12 protein-coding genes are annotated in these 16,815 nt (G+C 60.6%); 5 read left to right on the top strand and 7 right to left on the bottom strand.

Annotated elements, in window-relative coordinates:
• Positions 1-5: 5 nt before the first annotated feature.
• The 3 genes from JIN84_RS05410 (at position 6) to JIN84_RS05420 (ending at position 3,090) form a co-directional block, all read left to right on the top strand.
• Positions 6-1,331 carry an STM4012 family radical SAM protein gene (locus JIN84_RS05410; protein WP_200349988.1) on the top strand — a complete coding sequence of 442 codons (1,326 nt, stop codon included), beginning with the start codon at positions 6-8 and terminating at the stop codon, positions 1,329-1,331.
• Entirely contained in the window at positions 1,328-2,188 is an 861-nt protein-coding gene (locus JIN84_RS05415) for an STM4011 family radical SAM protein (protein WP_200349989.1), read from the top strand. Before JIN84_RS05410 ends, JIN84_RS05415 begins: the two co-directional genes overlap by 4 nt.
• Positions 2,189-2,271: 83 nt before the next feature.
• Entirely contained in the window at positions 2,272-3,090 is an 819-nt protein-coding gene (locus JIN84_RS05420) for an SIR2 family NAD-dependent protein deacylase (RefSeq protein ID WP_200349990.1), read from the top strand.
• A 15-nt stretch (positions 3,091-3,105) separates the two neighbouring features.
• Here JIN84_RS05420 and JIN84_RS05425 read toward each other — a convergent pair whose 3' ends face one another.
• A complete protein-coding gene (locus JIN84_RS05425; protein WP_200349991.1) occupies positions 3,106-5,586 on the bottom strand; it encodes a U32 family peptidase in 2,481 nt (826 codons plus the stop codon).
• Positions 5,587-5,764: 178 nt separating this feature from the next.
• On the bottom strand, positions 5,765-6,832 hold the full coding sequence (locus JIN84_RS05430) for a LacI family DNA-binding transcriptional regulator (protein ID WP_200349992.1): 1,068 nt from the start codon (positions 6,830-6,832) through the stop codon (positions 5,765-5,767).
• Between the two features lie 129 nt (positions 6,833-6,961).
• Between JIN84_RS05430 and JIN84_RS05435 the strand changes: the two genes are divergently transcribed.
• Positions 6,962-8,482, top strand: a complete 1,521-nt coding sequence (locus JIN84_RS05435; protein WP_200349993.1) for a DUF1800 domain-containing protein — start codon at positions 6,962-6,964, stop codon at positions 8,480-8,482.
• Positions 8,483-8,494: 12 nt separating this feature from the next.
• Positions 8,495-9,811 (top strand): DUF1501 domain-containing protein, encoded by a 1,317-nt coding sequence (locus tag JIN84_RS05440; protein ID WP_200349994.1) that lies wholly within the window; start codon positions 8,495-8,497, stop codon positions 9,809-9,811.
• 52 nt (positions 9,812-9,863) lie between these two features.
• Here JIN84_RS05440 and JIN84_RS05445 read toward each other — a convergent pair whose 3' ends face one another.
• The 5 genes from JIN84_RS05445 to JIN84_RS05465 all read right to left on the bottom strand — a co-directional run bounded on the left by JIN84_RS05445 (position 9,864) and on the right by JIN84_RS05465 (position 16,798).
• The gene (locus JIN84_RS05445) at positions 9,864-11,183 is read right to left on the bottom strand and encodes a hypothetical protein (protein WP_200349995.1); all 1,320 of its coding nucleotides are present in this window, start codon (positions 11,181-11,183) and stop codon (positions 9,864-9,866) included.
• A 93-nt stretch (positions 11,184-11,276) separates the two neighbouring features.
• The gene (locus JIN84_RS05450) at positions 11,277-13,907 is read right to left on the bottom strand and encodes a CehA/McbA family metallohydrolase domain-containing protein (RefSeq protein WP_200349996.1); all 2,631 of its coding nucleotides are present in this window, start codon (positions 13,905-13,907) and stop codon (positions 11,277-11,279) included.
• 87 nt (positions 13,908-13,994) lie between these two features.
• Complete coding sequence (locus JIN84_RS05455) at positions 13,995-15,209, bottom strand: glucuronyl esterase domain-containing protein (RefSeq protein ID WP_200349997.1); 1,215 nt, start codon at positions 15,207-15,209, stop codon at positions 13,995-13,997.
• A 97-nt stretch (positions 15,210-15,306) separates the two neighbouring features.
• Positions 15,307-15,969 (bottom strand): GDSL-type esterase/lipase family protein, encoded by a 663-nt coding sequence (locus JIN84_RS05460; protein ID WP_200349998.1) that lies wholly within the window; start codon positions 15,967-15,969, stop codon positions 15,307-15,309.
• Between the two features lie 166 nt (positions 15,970-16,135).
• Entirely contained in the window at positions 16,136-16,798 is a 663-nt protein-coding gene (locus JIN84_RS05465) for a hypothetical protein (protein WP_200349999.1), read from the bottom strand.
• Positions 16,799-16,815 lie beyond the last annotated feature (17 nt).

The following is a 16,815-nucleotide window of genomic DNA, read 5'->3' on the forward strand; positions in this document are numbered from 1 at the left end:
CAATCATGCCGCACACACTTGCCGAGCGCCTCTCCGATGATCCCTATCAGGGCTATGCCTACGCTTATCCGCACAAGACCGCCTATCGGCACTTTGACAAATCCATTCCGCTGCGGAACCTGTGGCAAGGGGAGGATCGGGACTCGCTCTTTCTGTATGTGCATCTCCCGTTTTGTGAAATGCGTTGCGGCTTCTGCAATCTCTTCACCACCACGAATCCCGCGGAAGGCCTTGTGCAACGTTATCTCGCCGCACTGGAAACCCAGACGGCTTGTACTGTGGAAGCGCTCGGGCAGCATGGCTTTGTCCGGGGCGCGATCGGTGGAGGCACGCCCACGTTTCTAACACCAGATGAGCTGGGACGGCTTTTTGAAATGCTTGACCGCCATTGTTCGCTTTTGCCCGGGATGCCTCTTTCATGTGAGCTTTCCCCCGCCACGGCGGATCCCGAAAAACTCGCGGTTCTGAAAGCTTGCGGTGTCACGCGCGCCAGCATCGGTGTGCAGAGTTTCATCGAGAGCGAGACCCGGACGCTCGGCAGGCCGCAAAAACCCGCCACCGTGCACCAGGCGTTGGGACGGCTCCGGGACGCGGCGTTTCCGGTATTGAACATTGATCTGATCTACGGAGCGGTGGGGCAGACGGTTGTTTCCTGGGAGGAATCGTTGCGGGCCGCTCTCGAATACTCGCCGGAGGAAATTTTCCTTTATCCGCTTTATGTGCGACCGTTGACAGGACTGGACCGCATCGGACGTGATCCATCCGATCTGAGGCTGGATCTGTATCGGGCGGGCCGGGATTTCCTGCTCCAGCGTGGTTACCGGCAGATTTCCATGAGGCTTTTCCGTCGGATCGGATGCGCTGCGGAAGATGGGGGATCCGCGGCCTATTGTTGCCAGGAGGATGGGATGGTGGGGCTTGGCGCGGGCGCGAGGAGTTATACCAGACACGTGCATTATTGCACCGAATACGCGGTGGGGCGCGGCGGCATCATGGAAATCATCGGAGACTATGTGGACAGGAGCGCCGCCGAGCATTCCTCAGCGGTTTATGGTTGCACCCTCGACACGGCGGAGCAGAAACGCCGTTACGTCATCAAGTCCCTGCTTCGTGCCGATGGATTGTGCGCTTCCGCATACGCGGATTATTTCGGCACGGAATGCCTTATGGATTTTCCGGAACTCGGTGAGCTCGAAAGTTCGCCGCTCGCCACTTGGTGTGACGGTGTGTTGATTCTGACGGATGCGGGGTTCGAGCGGGCGGATACCATCGGCCCATGGCTCTATTCCACTGTCGTGGCGGATGAAATGCAGCACTATCAGTTCGCATGAGCCACAGATGGAACATCCTCTATCGCGGTCCGCTTTCGAGCTGCAATTACGCGTGTGACTATTGCCCGTTCGCCAAGACGCGGAACACCGGTGAGGAATTGCGGGATGACGCGGCGAAGCTCACACGTTTTATCGACCAGGTGGAACGCCGCGAAGATCGTGAGATCGGCGTGCTCTTCACGCCATGGGGGGAGGCACTGGTCCATCGTGCCTATCAGCAGGCATTGCTCCGGTTGGGACGCATGAACCACGTCTATCGAGCCGCGATCCAGACCAATCTGGCGTGCTCTCTGGATTGGTTGGAAGAGGCTGACCGGGATACCGTGGCACTCTGGTGCACGTTTCACCCGACGGAGACCACCGTGGGAAAGTTCGCCGCAAAAATCCACCGGCTGCGGGAAACGGGTATCCGTCACAGTGTCGGCGTGGTAGGATTGAAGGAACATCAGGCGGATATCGCCGCCCTTCGCTCCGCTCTGCCGGAGGATACTTATTTATGGGTAAACGCCTACAAGCGTGTGGCGGACTATTATGGTGCGGAGGACGTCGAATTCCTGCGCTCGATCGATCGCCTGTTTCCCATCAACAACCAACGTCATCCGAGCCGGGGGCTGCCCTGCCACTCCGGGCACGCGAGTTTCACCGTGGATGGTGATGGAATGGCGCGCCGCTGCCATTTCATTGCCAGTCCGCTGGGGAGCTTCTACGATGCGGACTTCGACAAGTTCCTGGCTCCGTCGCCTGTCCCGTGTGTCAACGACACCTGCGGCTGTCATATCGGGTATGTGCATCTGCCGCATCTCGGATTGGATGAGGTTTATGGCGATGGGATTTTGGAACGTATACCGATGGGTTGATGGCGTTTGCCCTTTGAAAAAATTCGAAGCCTGTCAGTTGTTTCTCCTGTCATCACCATGACGCCGATGTGTCACCCCCGATCATGACATCACTCACCCATGCAAGGAAGGCGCTTGAGGAAGCGGAGGCACTGTTGATCACCGCGGGAGCGGGGATGGGTGTGGATTCCGGACTGCCGGATTTCCGTGGCAACGAGGGGTTCTGGAAGGCATACCCGCCGCTGGCGGCCAGAGGGATTGCCTTCCACGACATCGCCAATCCGGGATGGTTTGAGGAAGATCCGGCGCTGGCCTGGGGATTCTATGGACATCGCCTCAATCTCTACCGCCGGACGTTGCCCCACGAGGGATTCGGGATGTTGTTGGAAGCCGCGCTCCGGATGAAGGCCGGCTATTTCGTGGTGACTTCGAATGTGGATGGCCATTTTCAGAAGGCCGGGTTTTCGCCGGACAACATCCTTGAGATCCATGGTTCCATCCATCACCTGCAATGTCGGACCGCATGCAAGGCAGGCCTCTGGTCGGCGGATGGATTGGAAATCGAGGTGGACCTGGAAAGTTGCGAAGCAACCTCCAAATTGCCATCGTGTCCGGCCTGCGGGGAGATGGCCCGCCCCAACATCATGATGTTCGGTGACTATTGGTGGCTCGGGAAGCGGGAAAAGGAACAGAGGGCCGCCTACGACCGCTGGCTGGAGTCGGTGCGGGGGAAGCGGCTGGTGGTGGTCGAGTGCGGTGCCGGCACCGCTATCCCTAGCATCCGGATGCTGTCCTCCAGAGTTGCGGAAGCGCCGGAAGCAACGTTGATCCGGATCAATCCGCGTGACTGCGACGTCGGCCCCGGAGAAATTTCTCTGCCGGTCGGCGCGCAGGAAGGGATCCGGCAGCTCCTCACGCCTTGAAAAATCCTGCGGTGGTCACAACTCCGCCAGCGTTCCCTCGGTGACGCCGAGTTTTTCAAGGGCGTGCACCTTGTCGATGAGGTCGAAGGCGTCCGATTTTCCTGAGAGGAGATCCTGGTAGGCGCGGATGGTTTTTGCTGCGTCGTCGGTTTCGTCCAACAACTCGATGCGGAAACGTGAGAGTCCGGCTGCGCGCAGGTGTTCGTAGTAGCGGGCGCCGGTCTGGGCCTTGCCGTTGAAGAGGGTGTTGCGGCAGCCGACGTCGGCCTGCAGGCGGTGGAGCTGGCCGACGCGGTCGCGCAGGTGCACGACGTGCGATTCACACGGGCGGCCGCAGTCCTTGTAGGTCGTCCCCTTGCTGAGGAAGGTGCAGAACACGCAGTGCTCCATATGGAACATCGGCATGTGCTGGTGCAGCGTGAGCTCGAACCACTCCGGCGGCGCGCCCGCCAGCAGGTCCAGCACCTGGCCGATGTTCAGGTCGTAGGAAATGGTGAGGTGGTCGAGGGACGCATTCTCCATCAGCAGTTTCGCTGTGATCGGGTTGGCGACATTGAGGGAGAAGTCGCCGATTTTTTTCAGGTCGTGGCGGTCCTTGTAGAAGTGGAGTGATGCGAGGTTGCGGAGCAGCAGGCCGTCAGGCGCGGCTTTTTCAATCAGTTTCAGGTAGCCCATCTCGCCGGGCTTGAGGATGCGGGGAGTGGCGAGATGAATCGCCGAGTCCGATGTTCTGACGAGCGCGACCGCTTCCTTGTAGCGGCGGGGGTCTTCGAAATCGCAGTAGAGGGTTTCCACTCCGCATTCGAGCGCCGAGGACACCTGGTCCATGGTGCGGCAGAGCACGGACAGGTGTGGAGCGGTGGAAGTGGCGGACCGGGTGACGGCGGGCAGAAGATCCCGATGGGTGGTGGTGATCTTCGGCGGTTCCGGCTTGATGGCTGCGGCGTCCTCAAGCTGTTTGACGAGCGCGCGGCGGAGCTGGTTAAGGGCGGAAACGGCGATGTGGCAGTTTCCCTGCAAACGGTTGTCGAGCGAGCCGAGTTCGAAGGATGAGTCGCCGAGCCGGCCCAATTGCTCGGCGAGCTTTTCCGCTCCCAGCGGATGTTTTTCCGCCTCCAGAAGGGCCATGGCCGAGGATTCCGAGAAGGTGCGGCCGGCATATGCCGCCGCCACGGTGATCGGTTCGCCGGGTTGGCCGGTGACGACGAAGTGCAGCGGCGTCTTTTTCTCAGCGGGTCGCGTGTTCTGCCAGAAGCGGCGGAGTTCGGAGTCGAGTTTCGGGTCGGACGTCTTGTAGAGCGTGTGGCCGGGCTTGATGCGGTCGAAGTTGATGCCGCTGTAGGTGAGGTGGAAAATGAGACGGTCCCCCTCGATGACCCAGATGCGGGCGCCTTGTTCGAGGTCGCGGTTTTCCCCCGCGTCGAAGACCACGCCATCGCCGGCGGTGAAGGGGACGCCTGTCAGATTTCCGAGACGGATCCAGCCGGGGCCGCAGTCGATGATGGTGCCCAGCAGCGGTCCTCGCTTTTTCCCAAATTTCCCGTGAGTGAGGTACGGGTGGTTCGTCCCTGCGAACCAACCGGTGCTGAGGCCGCGGGAAAAGGTCATTTCCAGCTCGTAGCGGTCGGAGGGAGTGATCGGCGATTCACTGTCGGAAATCGTTGCGTCGAGCGCCTTTCGATAGACCCGGGTGACGGCGGAGACGTATTCGGGGGATTTCAACCGGCCTTCGATCTTGAATGACTTCACTCCGGCCTTCACCAGTTGCGGGACGAGGTCCACCGCCGCGAGGTCCTGGGGGCTGAGCAGGTATCGCACCGCGCCGAGTTCGCGTTTCTCGCCATCGACGACGATTTCGTAAGGCATGCGGCAGGCTTGCGCGCATTCGCCACGGTTCGCGCTGCGCTGGCCGAGCGACTCGCTTGTCAGACACTGGCCGGAGTAGGCCACGCAGAGCGCGCCGTGCACGAAGACCTCCAGAGGGGTCTTGAGATCAAGGCTTTCGGTATTGTGTGCGTGGAACCGTTCGATTTCCTTGATGGAGAGTTCACGTGCGAGCACGGCGCGTTCCATCGGGAAAAGCGTCTCGGCGAACGCCAGTCCTTCGGGGGAGGTGATCGTCATCTGCGTGGAGGCGTGCAGTTCCACATTCGGGGCGACGGTGCGGGCGAGTTTCGCGAGGCCCAGATCCTGGATGATGAGCGCGTCCACTCCGGCGGCGGCGATTTTCCGGAGCTGCTCCTCCGCCGCTTTCAACTCGCTGGTGAAAATCAGGGTGTTCATCGTGACGAATCCCTTCACGCCGTGGCGGTGGAGGAAATCCATCAGCTCCACGAGATCCGCTTCGATGAAGTTGTCCGCACGGAGGCGGGCGTTGAACTTCGGCAGGCCGAAAAAGATCGCGTCCGCCCCGGCCGCCACCGCCGCACGGGCGCAGTCCCAGTTGCCCGCAGGGGCAAGGAGTTCAGGAGTCGTGTCAGGTGGAAGCGAAGGCATGAGGAAAGTGAAGCACGCCTGCCCGACTACGAACAGCCGAGAAAATGGCGACACTTTTCTGATTCATTCCGCGATTTTTCCTGAAAAGGGGTCGGAAATCGCGGATCCGCGAACCGGACGGATCAAAAACGACGGGTTGTCCCGTCTTGAAGATTCGCCAGGTCCGTGTGTCTGTTCCTCAGATCTGGTATCCGCTTGTGTCGCCGCCACGAGCGACCGCGGTGGACATGCGGGGCACGAGTTCCACCGGCATCCGCTCCATCTTCGGCTTGGCGGCCTTGGTTTGTTCGATGCGTGAGACGATCATCCGGGCCGCTGCAAGTCCCATGCTGTAAGGCTTTTGCTTCACGGTGGTGAGGGCCGGCGTGAGACGGCTGCCGAAGCTCTCGTTTCCATAGCCGATGACCGAGAGGTCCTCTGGAATCCTTTTGCCGAGAGCGGCGGCCTCGCGATAGACATCCTCGGCGATCTCGTCGGTCGCGCAGAAAACGGCGGTCACCTTGTCCAGGCATTCCAGCGTCTCGCGAATATACGTCCTTCGCGATTGCGTCACCGGGAGCTCCACAAAATGCGGCTTCACGCCGGGCGCGCGGCGCAGCACTTCGGCAAAGCAGGAACGGCGGTCCCTCGCCCAGGACTCGGAATTCGGCCCGGCGAAATGCAGGATCTCCTTGTGTCCCAGCGAGAGCAGGTGGTCCACGACCGCCTCCGCTCCCTGTGCTTCGTCCGTTTGAACGACGTCGGCGCGGAAGGAATCCGGCAGCATGGAATCGATGGTCACCAGCGGCAGATCACGGCGTTTCAGGTCGGAAATATGGGTGCGGTACAAATTCGCGAACCATGGCCAGAGAATCGCGCCATCCACCCGCCAATCCATGAGCCGCTCGATCTGGCGGAGTTCCAGGACCTCGTTGGTCTGCGGCATCTGGTGCTGAGACCAGAGGGCGAGCGGCACATAGTCATGCTCGGTGAGACCGTCATGGATGCCGTGCAGCACGTCCGACCAAAAGCTGTTGGAGGGCGGGACCATCACGCCGATCATGCGGGTGCGTCCGGAGCGGATGGCGTGGACCAGGTTGTTCGGCCGGTAGCCGAGCGCGTCCGCCGCGTCCATGACACGGGCGATGGTCTTGTGATTCAGTCCCTCACCCCCGCGCAGGGCGAGGGAGACGGTGGTTCGGGCGACACCCGCTTCACGGGCGATGGCGGATTGGGACACGGCGCGACGTTCGGCAATTTGTTGCATGGCAGATGCAAGCACGGGAACCGCTCTCCCGCCACCGCCGGGTATTCTCGGCTTTGGGTAAATCTCTTCCCGTCATTTCCCGAAACTTCCCCGGGGCAGGGGGGTTAATGGACCAGCTATCATCCTGCCATGCTGCCGAAAGCCGATCAAACCTGGACCATCTTCGAAGCCGCCCACCTGCTGAACCGTGCGGGTTTCGGCGGGAGTCCCTCCGATATCAGAAATTTCCATGGGCTGGGCCGGGAGAAGGCGGTGGAGTCCCTGGTTTCACCCGCAGAGCCCTTGGACGCCTTCCCGCTTCCGGAGTGGAGTTCCGACGAGCAGGTGGCGGAAGATTACAAGAAACTCATCGCCGGGCGGCAGGCCCTGCGGCAGCAGTCGCGCGGCCTCTCGCCCGAGAAGGCGGAGATGGCAAAACGCGAAGCCCAGCGCGCGGTACGGCGGGAATACCGCGAACGCGAGGCGGAGGCGCGGACGTGGTGGTTCCGCCGCATGCTGACGACAGAGGCTCCCCTGCGGGAGAAAATGACGCTTTTCTGGCACGACCATTTCGCCACCTCCGTCCAGAAGGTGAAGCAGACCGCACTGGTCGTGCGCCAGAACGATCTCTTCCGCAGACATGCCTTCGGCAGCTTCCGCGATCTCACCCAGGCCATCCTCATGGACCCGGCGATGACTCTCTACCTCGACACACAGAGTTCGAAAAAGGGCATGCCCAATGAGAATTTCGCCCGCGAGGTGATGGAACTTTTCACGCTCGGGGAAGGGAATTACAGCGAGCAGGACATCCGGGAGGCCGCCCGGGCCTTCACGGGATACCAGATCAACCGTGCCACCGGCACCGTCACCCACAACAAGAAACAATGGGACGGTTCCAATAAAACCATCTTCGGTAAAACCGCTCCCTACGACGGCAAGGGTGTCATCGATCTCATTTTCACGAAAAAGGAGACCGCGCGTTTCATGGCGGGAAAACTCTGGGAGTTCTTTGTTTACGAAAAGCCGAACGCCGCCGCTCTCGACGCGCTTGCGGAGGTTTTCCAGCAGGCGGACTTCCGGACCGGGCCACTGCTGCGGGAGATATTTCTCTCCCGCGAATTCTACGCCGCCTCCTCCATCCGCAGCCAGATCAAATGCCCCGTCCAGTATTCGGTCGGGCTGCTCAAACAACTTGAGATTTCCACCCCGCCCGCCGGCTTTCCGATCACCTCCGGAGAACAGCTCGGTCAGGTGCTCTTCATGCCGCCGAACGTGGCTGGCTGGGACTGGGGGCAGGCGTGGATCAACACGAACACCCTTCTCACCCGCTACAATCTCGCCGGATACCTCACAAAAGGGGCCGGAGAGACGGAAAAAGTCATGGCGAGTGAAAAGGTGAGGATGCCCGGGATGAAAGACACCCCCAAGCGGGCGGCCCGTGGCTGGGATGGACCGGACTACGAGAAGATCGCCCCCCGTCCCCTGCGCGAGAATCCCGAAAACCTCGTGGACTCGCTCATTTTCCGCTTCTTCCAAGGACCGCTACCCGAAAAAGCGCGCGGCCCGCTTGTCGAATACGCCATCGCCAAAAAAGGCGCCATCTTCACCAACAAGGAAACCGCCGAGCTGTGCCACCTCATGCTCAGCACACCCTATTACCAACTTTACTGACTACGCCATCCGATGAAAACACGTCGTGACTTCCTCCGAACCACCGTTCTCGGCGCCTCCGCCGCGTGGACAGTGCCCATGTTTGTCGAGCGCACCTTCGGCCAGCTTCATGAAGGTGCCCGTGACATCGCCATCCAGCCGGTGACCGGCAAGGATGACACCATTCTCGTCGTGCTCCAGCTCGCGGGCGGGAATGACGGTCTGAACACGCTCGTTCCTTATGCGGACGACGCCTACCACAAGGCGCGTCCCCGCATTGCGAAAAAGGAGAAGGACATCATCCGGCTGAATGACCACGTGGGCTTGAACAGCTCGATGCCGTTCCTTGGCTCGATGTTCAAGGAAGGGAACCTCGGAATCGTCCAGGGTGTGGGCTATCCGAATCCGAACCGCTCCCACTTCGTCTCCACCTCCATCTGGGAAACGGCGGATACCTCCAACCGTTCCGCCACGGGATGGCTCGGGCGGTATTTCGACAACGCCTGCCCCGGCGCGGATCCCACCGTCGGCATCAGCTTCAACAAGACGCAGCCGGAAGCCTTCGGCGCGGCGAAGAACCCCGGTGTCTGCCTGAATTCTCCCGAACTCTACCGCTGGATCCACGGCGGCGGTGAAAAGGCGCAGGCGGAGGAGTTTTTCGCCGAACTCAACCAGCCCGACGACCACGCGGACGATGACATGCCCGCCGACGGCGGTTCCATCGCCATGCCCGCCGGTGGAAAAACCGGTGGCATCGCAGGCGAGGGGAACCTGGCGTTTCTCGAACGCGTCGCGCTGGATGCCCGTGTCAGCTCGAAGACGATCCTCGAGCTCGCCGCGAAGCATAAGACGAACGTGCGCTACGACGGCACACCGCTCGCGCGGAACCTCAACCTCGTTTCCCGCATGATCGCGGGCGGCATGCCCACACGGGTTTACTACGTCAGCCACGGCGGCTTCGACACCCACAACCAGCAGGCGAACTCACATGACCGCCTGCTCGGACAGCTCGACAGCGCGCTCAAATCCTTCTTCGCGGATCTCAAGCAGCAGGGAAATGACAAGCGGGTCGTGCTCATGACCTTCTCGGAATTCGGCCGGCGCGTCGCGGAAAACGCCAGCGCCGGGACGGATCACGGAAAAGCATCCTGCCTTTTCCTGGCCGGAGCCGCGGTGAAAGGCGGCCTCCACGGCGTCCACCCGAGCCTGACGGATCTGTCGGAGGGAGACATCAGGCACACGGTGGACTTCCGCAGTGTCTATGGCGGCGTGCTGGGCGACTGGTTGAAAGCGCCGAAGATGAAACCCATCCTCGGGGCGGAATATCCGAAGATGGGTTTGATCGGCTGAGGTTCCCGGTGTTTCCGGAGATCCGGGCTCTGAAGCAGCGCAGCCGTCTTTGTCAATTTTCCGGATGAACAGGCCGCCCGGTGGCGTCGATCATGGTCGTCGTGAGCAATATCATCACACGGGAGCCATCCGGGCGTGTCTGCACCGCCACCCTCGTACCGTGATCATCGGTGTATCCGGAGTCTGAAACGTCCGACCGTTTCCGAACGATTGTTTTTTTTCCGGAACTGTCCAATTCGCCCGTGGTGTTGGTGAAGTTGAAAGCCACGTCGTGTCCGAAACCCAGTGCGCCGCCCTTTACTTGCAACACGGTTCCGACGTATTTCGGTTCGAGAGCGGCGGCTTCCTCATTCGCAGGTGTGACGAGCAGTTTGGTGAGTTTGATATCGACACTTTGGCCGTCTTTGCCTGTCACCGCAGGCATTGTCGCGACATCCACACTCCGCTTCTGAGACATTTGGCGTATCAGCAACTGGAGTTCCGAAGCTGTCATCCGCGGGTTGTAGGATGGAGTGAAGGCGAGATCCGAACCCATTTCGATGACATGGGTGACGAATTTGTGCTGCCGTGGAACGTCGCTTTTGAGCGAGTTCACCAGCGCGGAAATCATCTCGGCGTCGGAGGCGTTCGTCGTTTCCAACACCAACTCGTCCTGATGATTGAGAGACAGCCGCGTGGTTGGATCCAGCTCCAGCCCGGAAGCCTTGAGTATGTCATCGAGTGAAGACTCCGCGGTTGTCGCTTGCCTGCTGGAAAGGGCCGCATCTCCGTTCGGAGAAGAATCATCCGGAGAGGTCAGTCCGGCGCACTCACTCAAACCGGATTTGAAATAGGGCGACACGGTGAATTTCCGTTCCACATCCTTGCGTCCGGTTGCGAAAGATTCGAACCGGTACTCCGTCTTATCACGGTTGACCTTCATTCCGGCGTGAGTGGCAAGAAGCCGGATGGATGAATCCAAATTCCGGCTAGCCAGCTTGAGATGAAGCCGTTTGGAGCTGCCGGGTGAGATGTTGAAGGTCAGATGCAAGGGCACCTCGCCTGCTTTCCGGCAGGCCTCTTCGTAAGCACCCGTCAACTTGTGCAGTGCCTCGCCGAGTGTCAGTCCGTCGATTTCCACAGCCGGCAGGAAAAAATCTTTCAACCGCTCCGGCCCATGGGTGGGCCGTGGTTTGCCCGCATCGCGAACCACGGACTTGGTCTTGAGCGCGGAGGATTCTCCGCCAAGGCCGGTGGGATCGGGTTGGTATCCCCGGCGTGAATCCTGCGGATGAGCCGCCACACGCTTGTGAAGCCGGAACTCACGATTTCCACCCCACAAACAAGCAACGACAAGCAAGGTGGCGGCAGCGATGGGAATCCTTTTCTTCACTACCGGGCATGCTGGAAATCCACAGTGCCTTGGCAAGTGGATTTTTTGTAAGTGACTCATCCTCCGACTCCGAATCGGAGGATGAGTCTCGATTTACTTCAAAGTCACGATACCCACATCCAGCACCTGACCGCCGACCCCGTTGTGGCCGTGGGCGGAGAGGGTGATGGTGGCTCCGGGTTTCAGTTTTGCGGCGGCTTCCGGTGTGATTTCAAAAACCTCGTAGTCGCGCGTCTCGATGTTCGCGGCGCTCCAGGCGAGGATGCCGTTGATGTAAACCTCCGCTTTGTTGTCGTGGTGGACGAGCAGCCGGAGCTTCGCCCCGAGGTCATCCGGCAGCTTGATCTTGCGCCGGATCCAGATGTCCTTCGTGTCCCAGATGGTGTTGAGGATGCCATCGGTGCCCGGTGTCGTCGGCGTGCCGAAGGCGGATCTGCCTTCCGCCCACGCCGAGTCGTCGAAGTCGGGACTGACCCAGTCGTCACCGGGATCCGCCTTGGTCCATTTCCAGATGGCGGGCTGTTTGGCGGCGGTGGGGACGACTTCATCGTAGCCGGCGGTCAGTTGTTCCTTCGGCACGGGAAGGCTGCGGGCCTCTTCCGCGAAATCTCCGGCGGGTTTTGGTCCGATCCACACAGGCTGGGTGAAGGCTCCGTTGCCCGCGATGTCCCATGCCTCGAAGCGGACCCACGTACGTCCCTTCAGATCCAAGGGAATCCGCAGCTTCTTGCTGCCGAAGCCGTCTGTGTCGCTGAGGTCGATGCGCTGGCGGAAGATCTGTCTGCCATCGCCGGAAACCACGTTCGCAAAGGACATCGGGAAGGTCCACTCGACGTCGGCTTCCAGCATTTTTTCTCCGGAGTCGTCGGTGATCTCCTCACCGCTGGATTTCCCGGCGACGGAGAATTCCGGAATGAGGATCTCACCGGTGGTCGTGAAGAATTGTCCGCCGCGCAGGCTGTCGAGCAGGGGCTGCCAGCCCTCCTTGAACTTCGGCAGCGTGCCGAGCTTCACATAGTTGATGTTCATGTGGGCGTAGGTTTCGAAGTCAGGTTCCATCCGGAAGAGGTCCGACTCGCCGATGGCCTGCTTGCGCATTCCCCAGTTCGACGAATCATCCAGCAGGTCCAGCACCCGCCAGCCGAGCGTGGGACGTGAGAGGTCCGCAGGCATGGCCTTCCATGCCGCGCCGAGGAAGTGCTCGGACTTGTAGAAATCGCTCTTCTTGTAGCGGTCCGGGTAGCCGATCGACGCCTTGATACGTGCGTGGGCCGTCCACATGAGGCCTTTCTCCAGTTCCATCAGCTTGAGCACCTCTTCCGGGTTTCCGACGTGATAGACTTTTCCATAGCCCGGGACTTCCTCGATGAATGGTTTTTCCGCAGGGCGGTTCAGGACCCAGTAGATCGGTTTCGGAAACAGGCTGATCCAGTGGCCGCCGAGGTGCACGTTCGGCTCTTCGCCCGGCAGCATCAACAGCTGGTCGTCCGACAGGCGGTCGCACTCCTCATGCATCACTTTGAGAAGCGGCAGCCTTTCCTCCGGCTTCATGCGCGGGGTGTCACCAATGTGAAGTTCCGCCAGGTGCACGATGTTCACGCCGCGTGCCTTGAAGGTTTTGACCATGCCGGGGACTTCCAAACCTTTCGGCACACCGGTGGTGTTCTGTTCCTTCTGTTTGCGGATGTACTCCAGCGTGTGCTCCACATGGTAGTGGCTGCTGAAGGTCTTGTAGCCGTCGACCGGTTTGTAGTGATCCCCGCGGGTGTATTTGGCGACGGAGTCCAGCGCGGCTTTGCCGTCACCGCTGGTGAGGTAGTAAAACACGCCGAGCTGTTGCTTCGTGCGTGGTGGCGCGTTGAACCATGGGACGAAACGGTTGTCGCCGCCGAGTTCCTGGCGGATGCCGATGCCGTAGCCATCAAGCAGTTTCGCGTAGTCGTTGCCGTGCCAGACGAATTTCAAATTGAACGCCTCGTCCAGGGGATAGAAATACCGGTGGGGTGCGGGAAACACCGCGAGCGAGCCAGCCGCACCTTCCGCGACGATGGTGCGTCCGGCGACGGCGAGAGGGGTGGCGGGTGCCGAAGGGTCGAGCGGGACGCTCTGGATGTTGCCGGTGGTGTCCTTCCAGACGGTGGCCTTCCAATCCGGCTTCGCGCTGGTGAGTCCGGTGTCATAAATGATCGCGCGTCCGTCCTCCTCGGTTTCCAGCACCGTCTCCGCCTGCATCAGCCCGCTGTTCCGGTAGAACGTGAACCGGACCTCGCCGTGGAAATTCCCCGCGCTCGCGGCTGCGACGGTGACGGTGGTGTGGGCGCCCTTTTCGGTCACGTTCAGCGAGCGTTTGCCCAGTTTCACGGCGTGGCGCTGGTATTCGCGTTTCGGAGGATTGTCGAAAAACGCGACCCAGCCCGCCTGGTCGTTCAGGTTCCGGCTGCCGACCGTCAGCACCGTGGAGGGCGTCAGACCGCTGGCGATCACCTTTTCTCCGACCGACATCGTCTCGATGAGCGGCTTTGTCTCATCCATGCTGAAAACGACGGAACCTTTCTCCTGTGCTGAAATCGGCCAGGTGACACGGACGAGGCTGCCGTCTTTCTCGACCTTGACCTCGGACTTCGAGGCGCCGTCATTGTTCGCGACGATGACGCCGAGGGTGACCAAGACAGCCAGACAGGAGATGTGGGCCGCCCGGAGCAGCGGTGGTTTGGATTTTTTCATAGGGACACGCGGGGTGCTGGATACGCCCTATCACAACCCGGACTTTCGGTCAGTGCCACGGAAATGTCCCCCCTCAATCGGGCCGTTTCAATCGCCCTTCTTCAACCGCTTGTCAGCGAAATCCAAATACTGCCGCCAATCGAAATCCGTCACGTCATGCCGTCCGGTGCGGACGTGATAGCCGTTGCCGCCTTGGGTGGACGTGTTCACGGCGGGCCATTTTCCCGCCGGCAGTCCGCTGGAACCGAGTAATTCGAAAACCGGATCCGCGGCCTGGAGCGAGGCGAACTCGCCTTCGGGGTCCGAGTGTTTGTCGTCCTCGGCGCTCGCGACATAAACGGGCCGTGGGGCGATGAGGGAGATGACCTGATGTTGGTCAAAGGGCAACTCCGTGTCCTTGCCCATGTACTGGCGGAAGCTTTTCGCGAACCAATGGGGGAAATTAGTGTTCAATCGTGCGATGTCCTCGCCGAGGCCTCGGTGGAAAAGCTTGGCTCCTCCCGCGCCGGACTCGTTGCTGATGACCATCGCGAAGCGATCATCCGTCGCGCCCGCCCAGAGCGCCGCTTTTCCCAAGCGCGAGAACCCGAACACCGCCACCCGTTTGGAATCCAGCAGTGGTTCTTTCTCCAGCACATCCAGCGACCGGCTCAAGGCCCACGCCCAGGCACCGATGTTGCCGAAATTGTCATCCCCCTTCTGAAGTTCCGGGAACAGCGGCTGCACTCCGCCCTCGAAATAGGGCGGGTGGTCCGGGCAGACATCCTCGCGATACATCGTCGCCAACGCGTAGCCGCGGGAGAGAATCGTTTCCACCGGCCATTGGCTGGCGTTGCTTCCCCGGTTGGCGTCTGTGGCGCGGTGGTCCTTCGAACTTTTTTCATCCACCCAGCTCTCCGTCAGACGGATGCCGGGATCCGGATGGATCGCGTGGTTTCCTGAAAAATTCAGTCCGAGGATGGCTGGGACGGGCTGTCTGGCACCATTCGGCACATAGACCAGCAGATCCATGCGGGGAGCGGGTTTGCCTGCCGGGTAAATGGCTATCTGGATGCGGGTGGCCTTTCCTCCGAGTGCTTTTTCGTCGCGGTCGAAAACCTCGGAAAAGAACTTCTCCGGTTTTCCCGGCGAGCGGCCGTACATCTCACGGGTGAAAAACTCCAGCAACTCGGGCCGGCGTTTTTCCCGCCACAGCGCGGCGGTGGTGACCGGCGTGCCGTCCGCCATGACAAGCGGGTCCGGAAGACCGGCGCCGAACACATGCAGGCTCAACAGGAAATGGAGGGGGATGAAGCGGAACACGGCAAGATGTGGTGGCTACGGCTTCGGTGTGGCAGGGCGGTTGGAACGTCCGGTCCGGGTGGCTGGCACGAACCGGACCGGTGATCCCCAGGTCCGTTTATTTATCCTTCACATCCGGAGCACGCTTGCCGGTGATCGCCTTGTAGGCGGCTTTCGCCATTTCGCCGGCACCTTCGGTATTGGGGTGGACGCGGTCCGGGAGAAGCCCGGGCTTGTCCTCAAGCGCCTTGTACATGTCGATGACCTCGAGATCCAACTCCTTCGCGAGCTTGTCGATGCGCTTGATTTCCTCCTTCACGTTCGTCTCGTTGATGCCGAAGTTTCCGGGCTCCGGAACGGGGCATGGGCGGCAGATATAAACCTTCGGCTTGGTTTCGAGCGATTGGAACGATTTGACCAGCTCCGTGTAGTCGGCGACGAACTCGGACTCGAACTTCCAGTTCTGCGGCTTGGTGTCGTTCGTGCCGAGCATGATGATGACGACCTTCGGTTCGAAGGTGAGCGCTTTCTGGTAAGCTCCTTCCTTCCAGTAGGGATGATCGCCCTTCTTCAAGAGCGTGCGGCCGCCGACACCGAAGTTTCCGACCTCCCATTTTTCTCCCAGCAGTCCCTGGAGCTGGGACGGGTAGGACTTTCCGCCCTCCGCGCCCGCGCCTTCGGTGATGCTGTCGCCGATACAGGCGACTTTGGTCGGCAGAGGGTCCGCGGCGAGGGCGTTCAACGACAGGATGGCGAGAATCTGGAGAATGCGTGATTTCATGGAGATGGGAAAACGGTGGGCTCGGGGAAGTTCTGTCATGGACCGCCGCGAGGGGATGGGAAGAAAAATGAAAATGCCTGGCGGGATGTCCGGAGCTTATTTGTCAGGCGTATTGGATGCCCCCGGGCATGAGCGGTCCGCCGGGGGTGCGGATGATGGCGACAGGTCAAGGGGCGGCGGTGGCGGGCTTGAGATATTCATCCACGGCGCGGTAGGTGGTACGGCCTTCGGCGTTGGTGAAGAAGAACACGTAGCTGCGCAATCCTTGGTCAACGGGCCATCTGGTGGAACTGATGAGCTTGTCCGTGGTGCCCTCGCGAATGGCAAAGGCGATGTTGTAATAGGTGTTGTCCACCGCGCCGTTCGGGCGGGATTTCGTGGTTTCTCCCGGTTTGAGGGTGAGGGGTGCGGTGCCGAGCTTGCCAAGGATGGTCTTGTCCGTGCTGTTGACGAAAAAAACGTCGCCCGCGCGGAAGGTGGAATCGTCGGTCCGGATCACGAGGGGCTTGAAGCCGGAGGGCTTCGCCGCGACGAGCAACAGAGCAAAGGATTTCCCCTGATCCGGCAGGGTGATGGTGCAAAGTGGCACATCCTTTTGTGCGAGCTTGAGCACCATGGTGCGGCCTTCGGCGGCGACGGAGTCCGAAAGGCGGTTCGTCGGCAGGTCGAACGGCTGGGATTTTTTGTCGCCAAACACGAGGTAGACCTGCCCGAGCTTTTCCGGGAATTGCTCGGCGAGGAGCTGCACCTCGAGATCTGTTTTTTTGTCAGACTGTGAAAATGCGGTCAGAACCAACAGGAGTTGGAGAAGGATGGTACGAAGGATCATGGGTTTTTCCGTAGGGA

The sequence above is a fragment of the Luteolibacter yonseiensis genome (genome assembly GCF_016595465.1).
Classification (GTDB): Bacteria; Verrucomicrobiota; Verrucomicrobiia; order Verrucomicrobiales; family Akkermansiaceae; genus Luteolibacter; species Luteolibacter yonseiensis.

What these genes read in the sequence shown, in the direction of transcription:
- JIN84_RS05440 (WP_200349994.1), top strand. Translation starts at nt 8,495, where the DNA reads ATGAAAACACGTCGTGACTTCCTCCGAACCACCGTTCTCGGCGCCTCC.
- JIN84_RS05450 (WP_200349996.1), bottom strand. Translation starts at nt 13,907, where the DNA reads ATGAAAAAATCCAAACCACCGCTGCTCCGGGCGGCCCACATCTCCTGT.
- JIN84_RS05435 (WP_200349993.1), top strand. Translation starts at nt 6,962, where the DNA reads ATGCTGCCGAAAGCCGATCAAACCTGGACCATCTTCGAAGCCGCCCAC.
- JIN84_RS05425 (WP_200349991.1), bottom strand. Translation starts at nt 5,586, where the DNA reads ATGCCTTCGCTTCCACCTGACACGACTCCTGAACTCCTTGCCCCTGCG.
- JIN84_RS05415 (WP_200349989.1), top strand. Translation starts at nt 1,328, where the DNA reads ATGAGCCACAGATGGAACATCCTCTATCGCGGTCCGCTTTCGAGCTGC.
- JIN84_RS05465 (WP_200349999.1), bottom strand. Translation starts at nt 16,798, where the DNA reads ATGATCCTTCGTACCATCCTTCTCCAACTCCTGTTGGTTCTGACCGCA.
- JIN84_RS05430 (WP_200349992.1), bottom strand. Translation starts at nt 6,832, where the DNA reads ATGCAACAAATTGCCGAACGTCGCGCCGTGTCCCAATCCGCCATCGCC.
- JIN84_RS05420 (WP_200349990.1), top strand. Translation starts at nt 2,272, where the DNA reads ATGACATCACTCACCCATGCAAGGAAGGCGCTTGAGGAAGCGGAGGCA.
- JIN84_RS05460 (WP_200349998.1), bottom strand. Translation starts at nt 15,969, where the DNA reads ATGAAATCACGCATTCTCCAGATTCTCGCCATCCTGTCGTTGAACGCC.
- JIN84_RS05410 (WP_200349988.1), top strand. Translation starts at nt 6, where the DNA reads ATGCCGCACACACTTGCCGAGCGCCTCTCCGATGATCCCTATCAGGGC.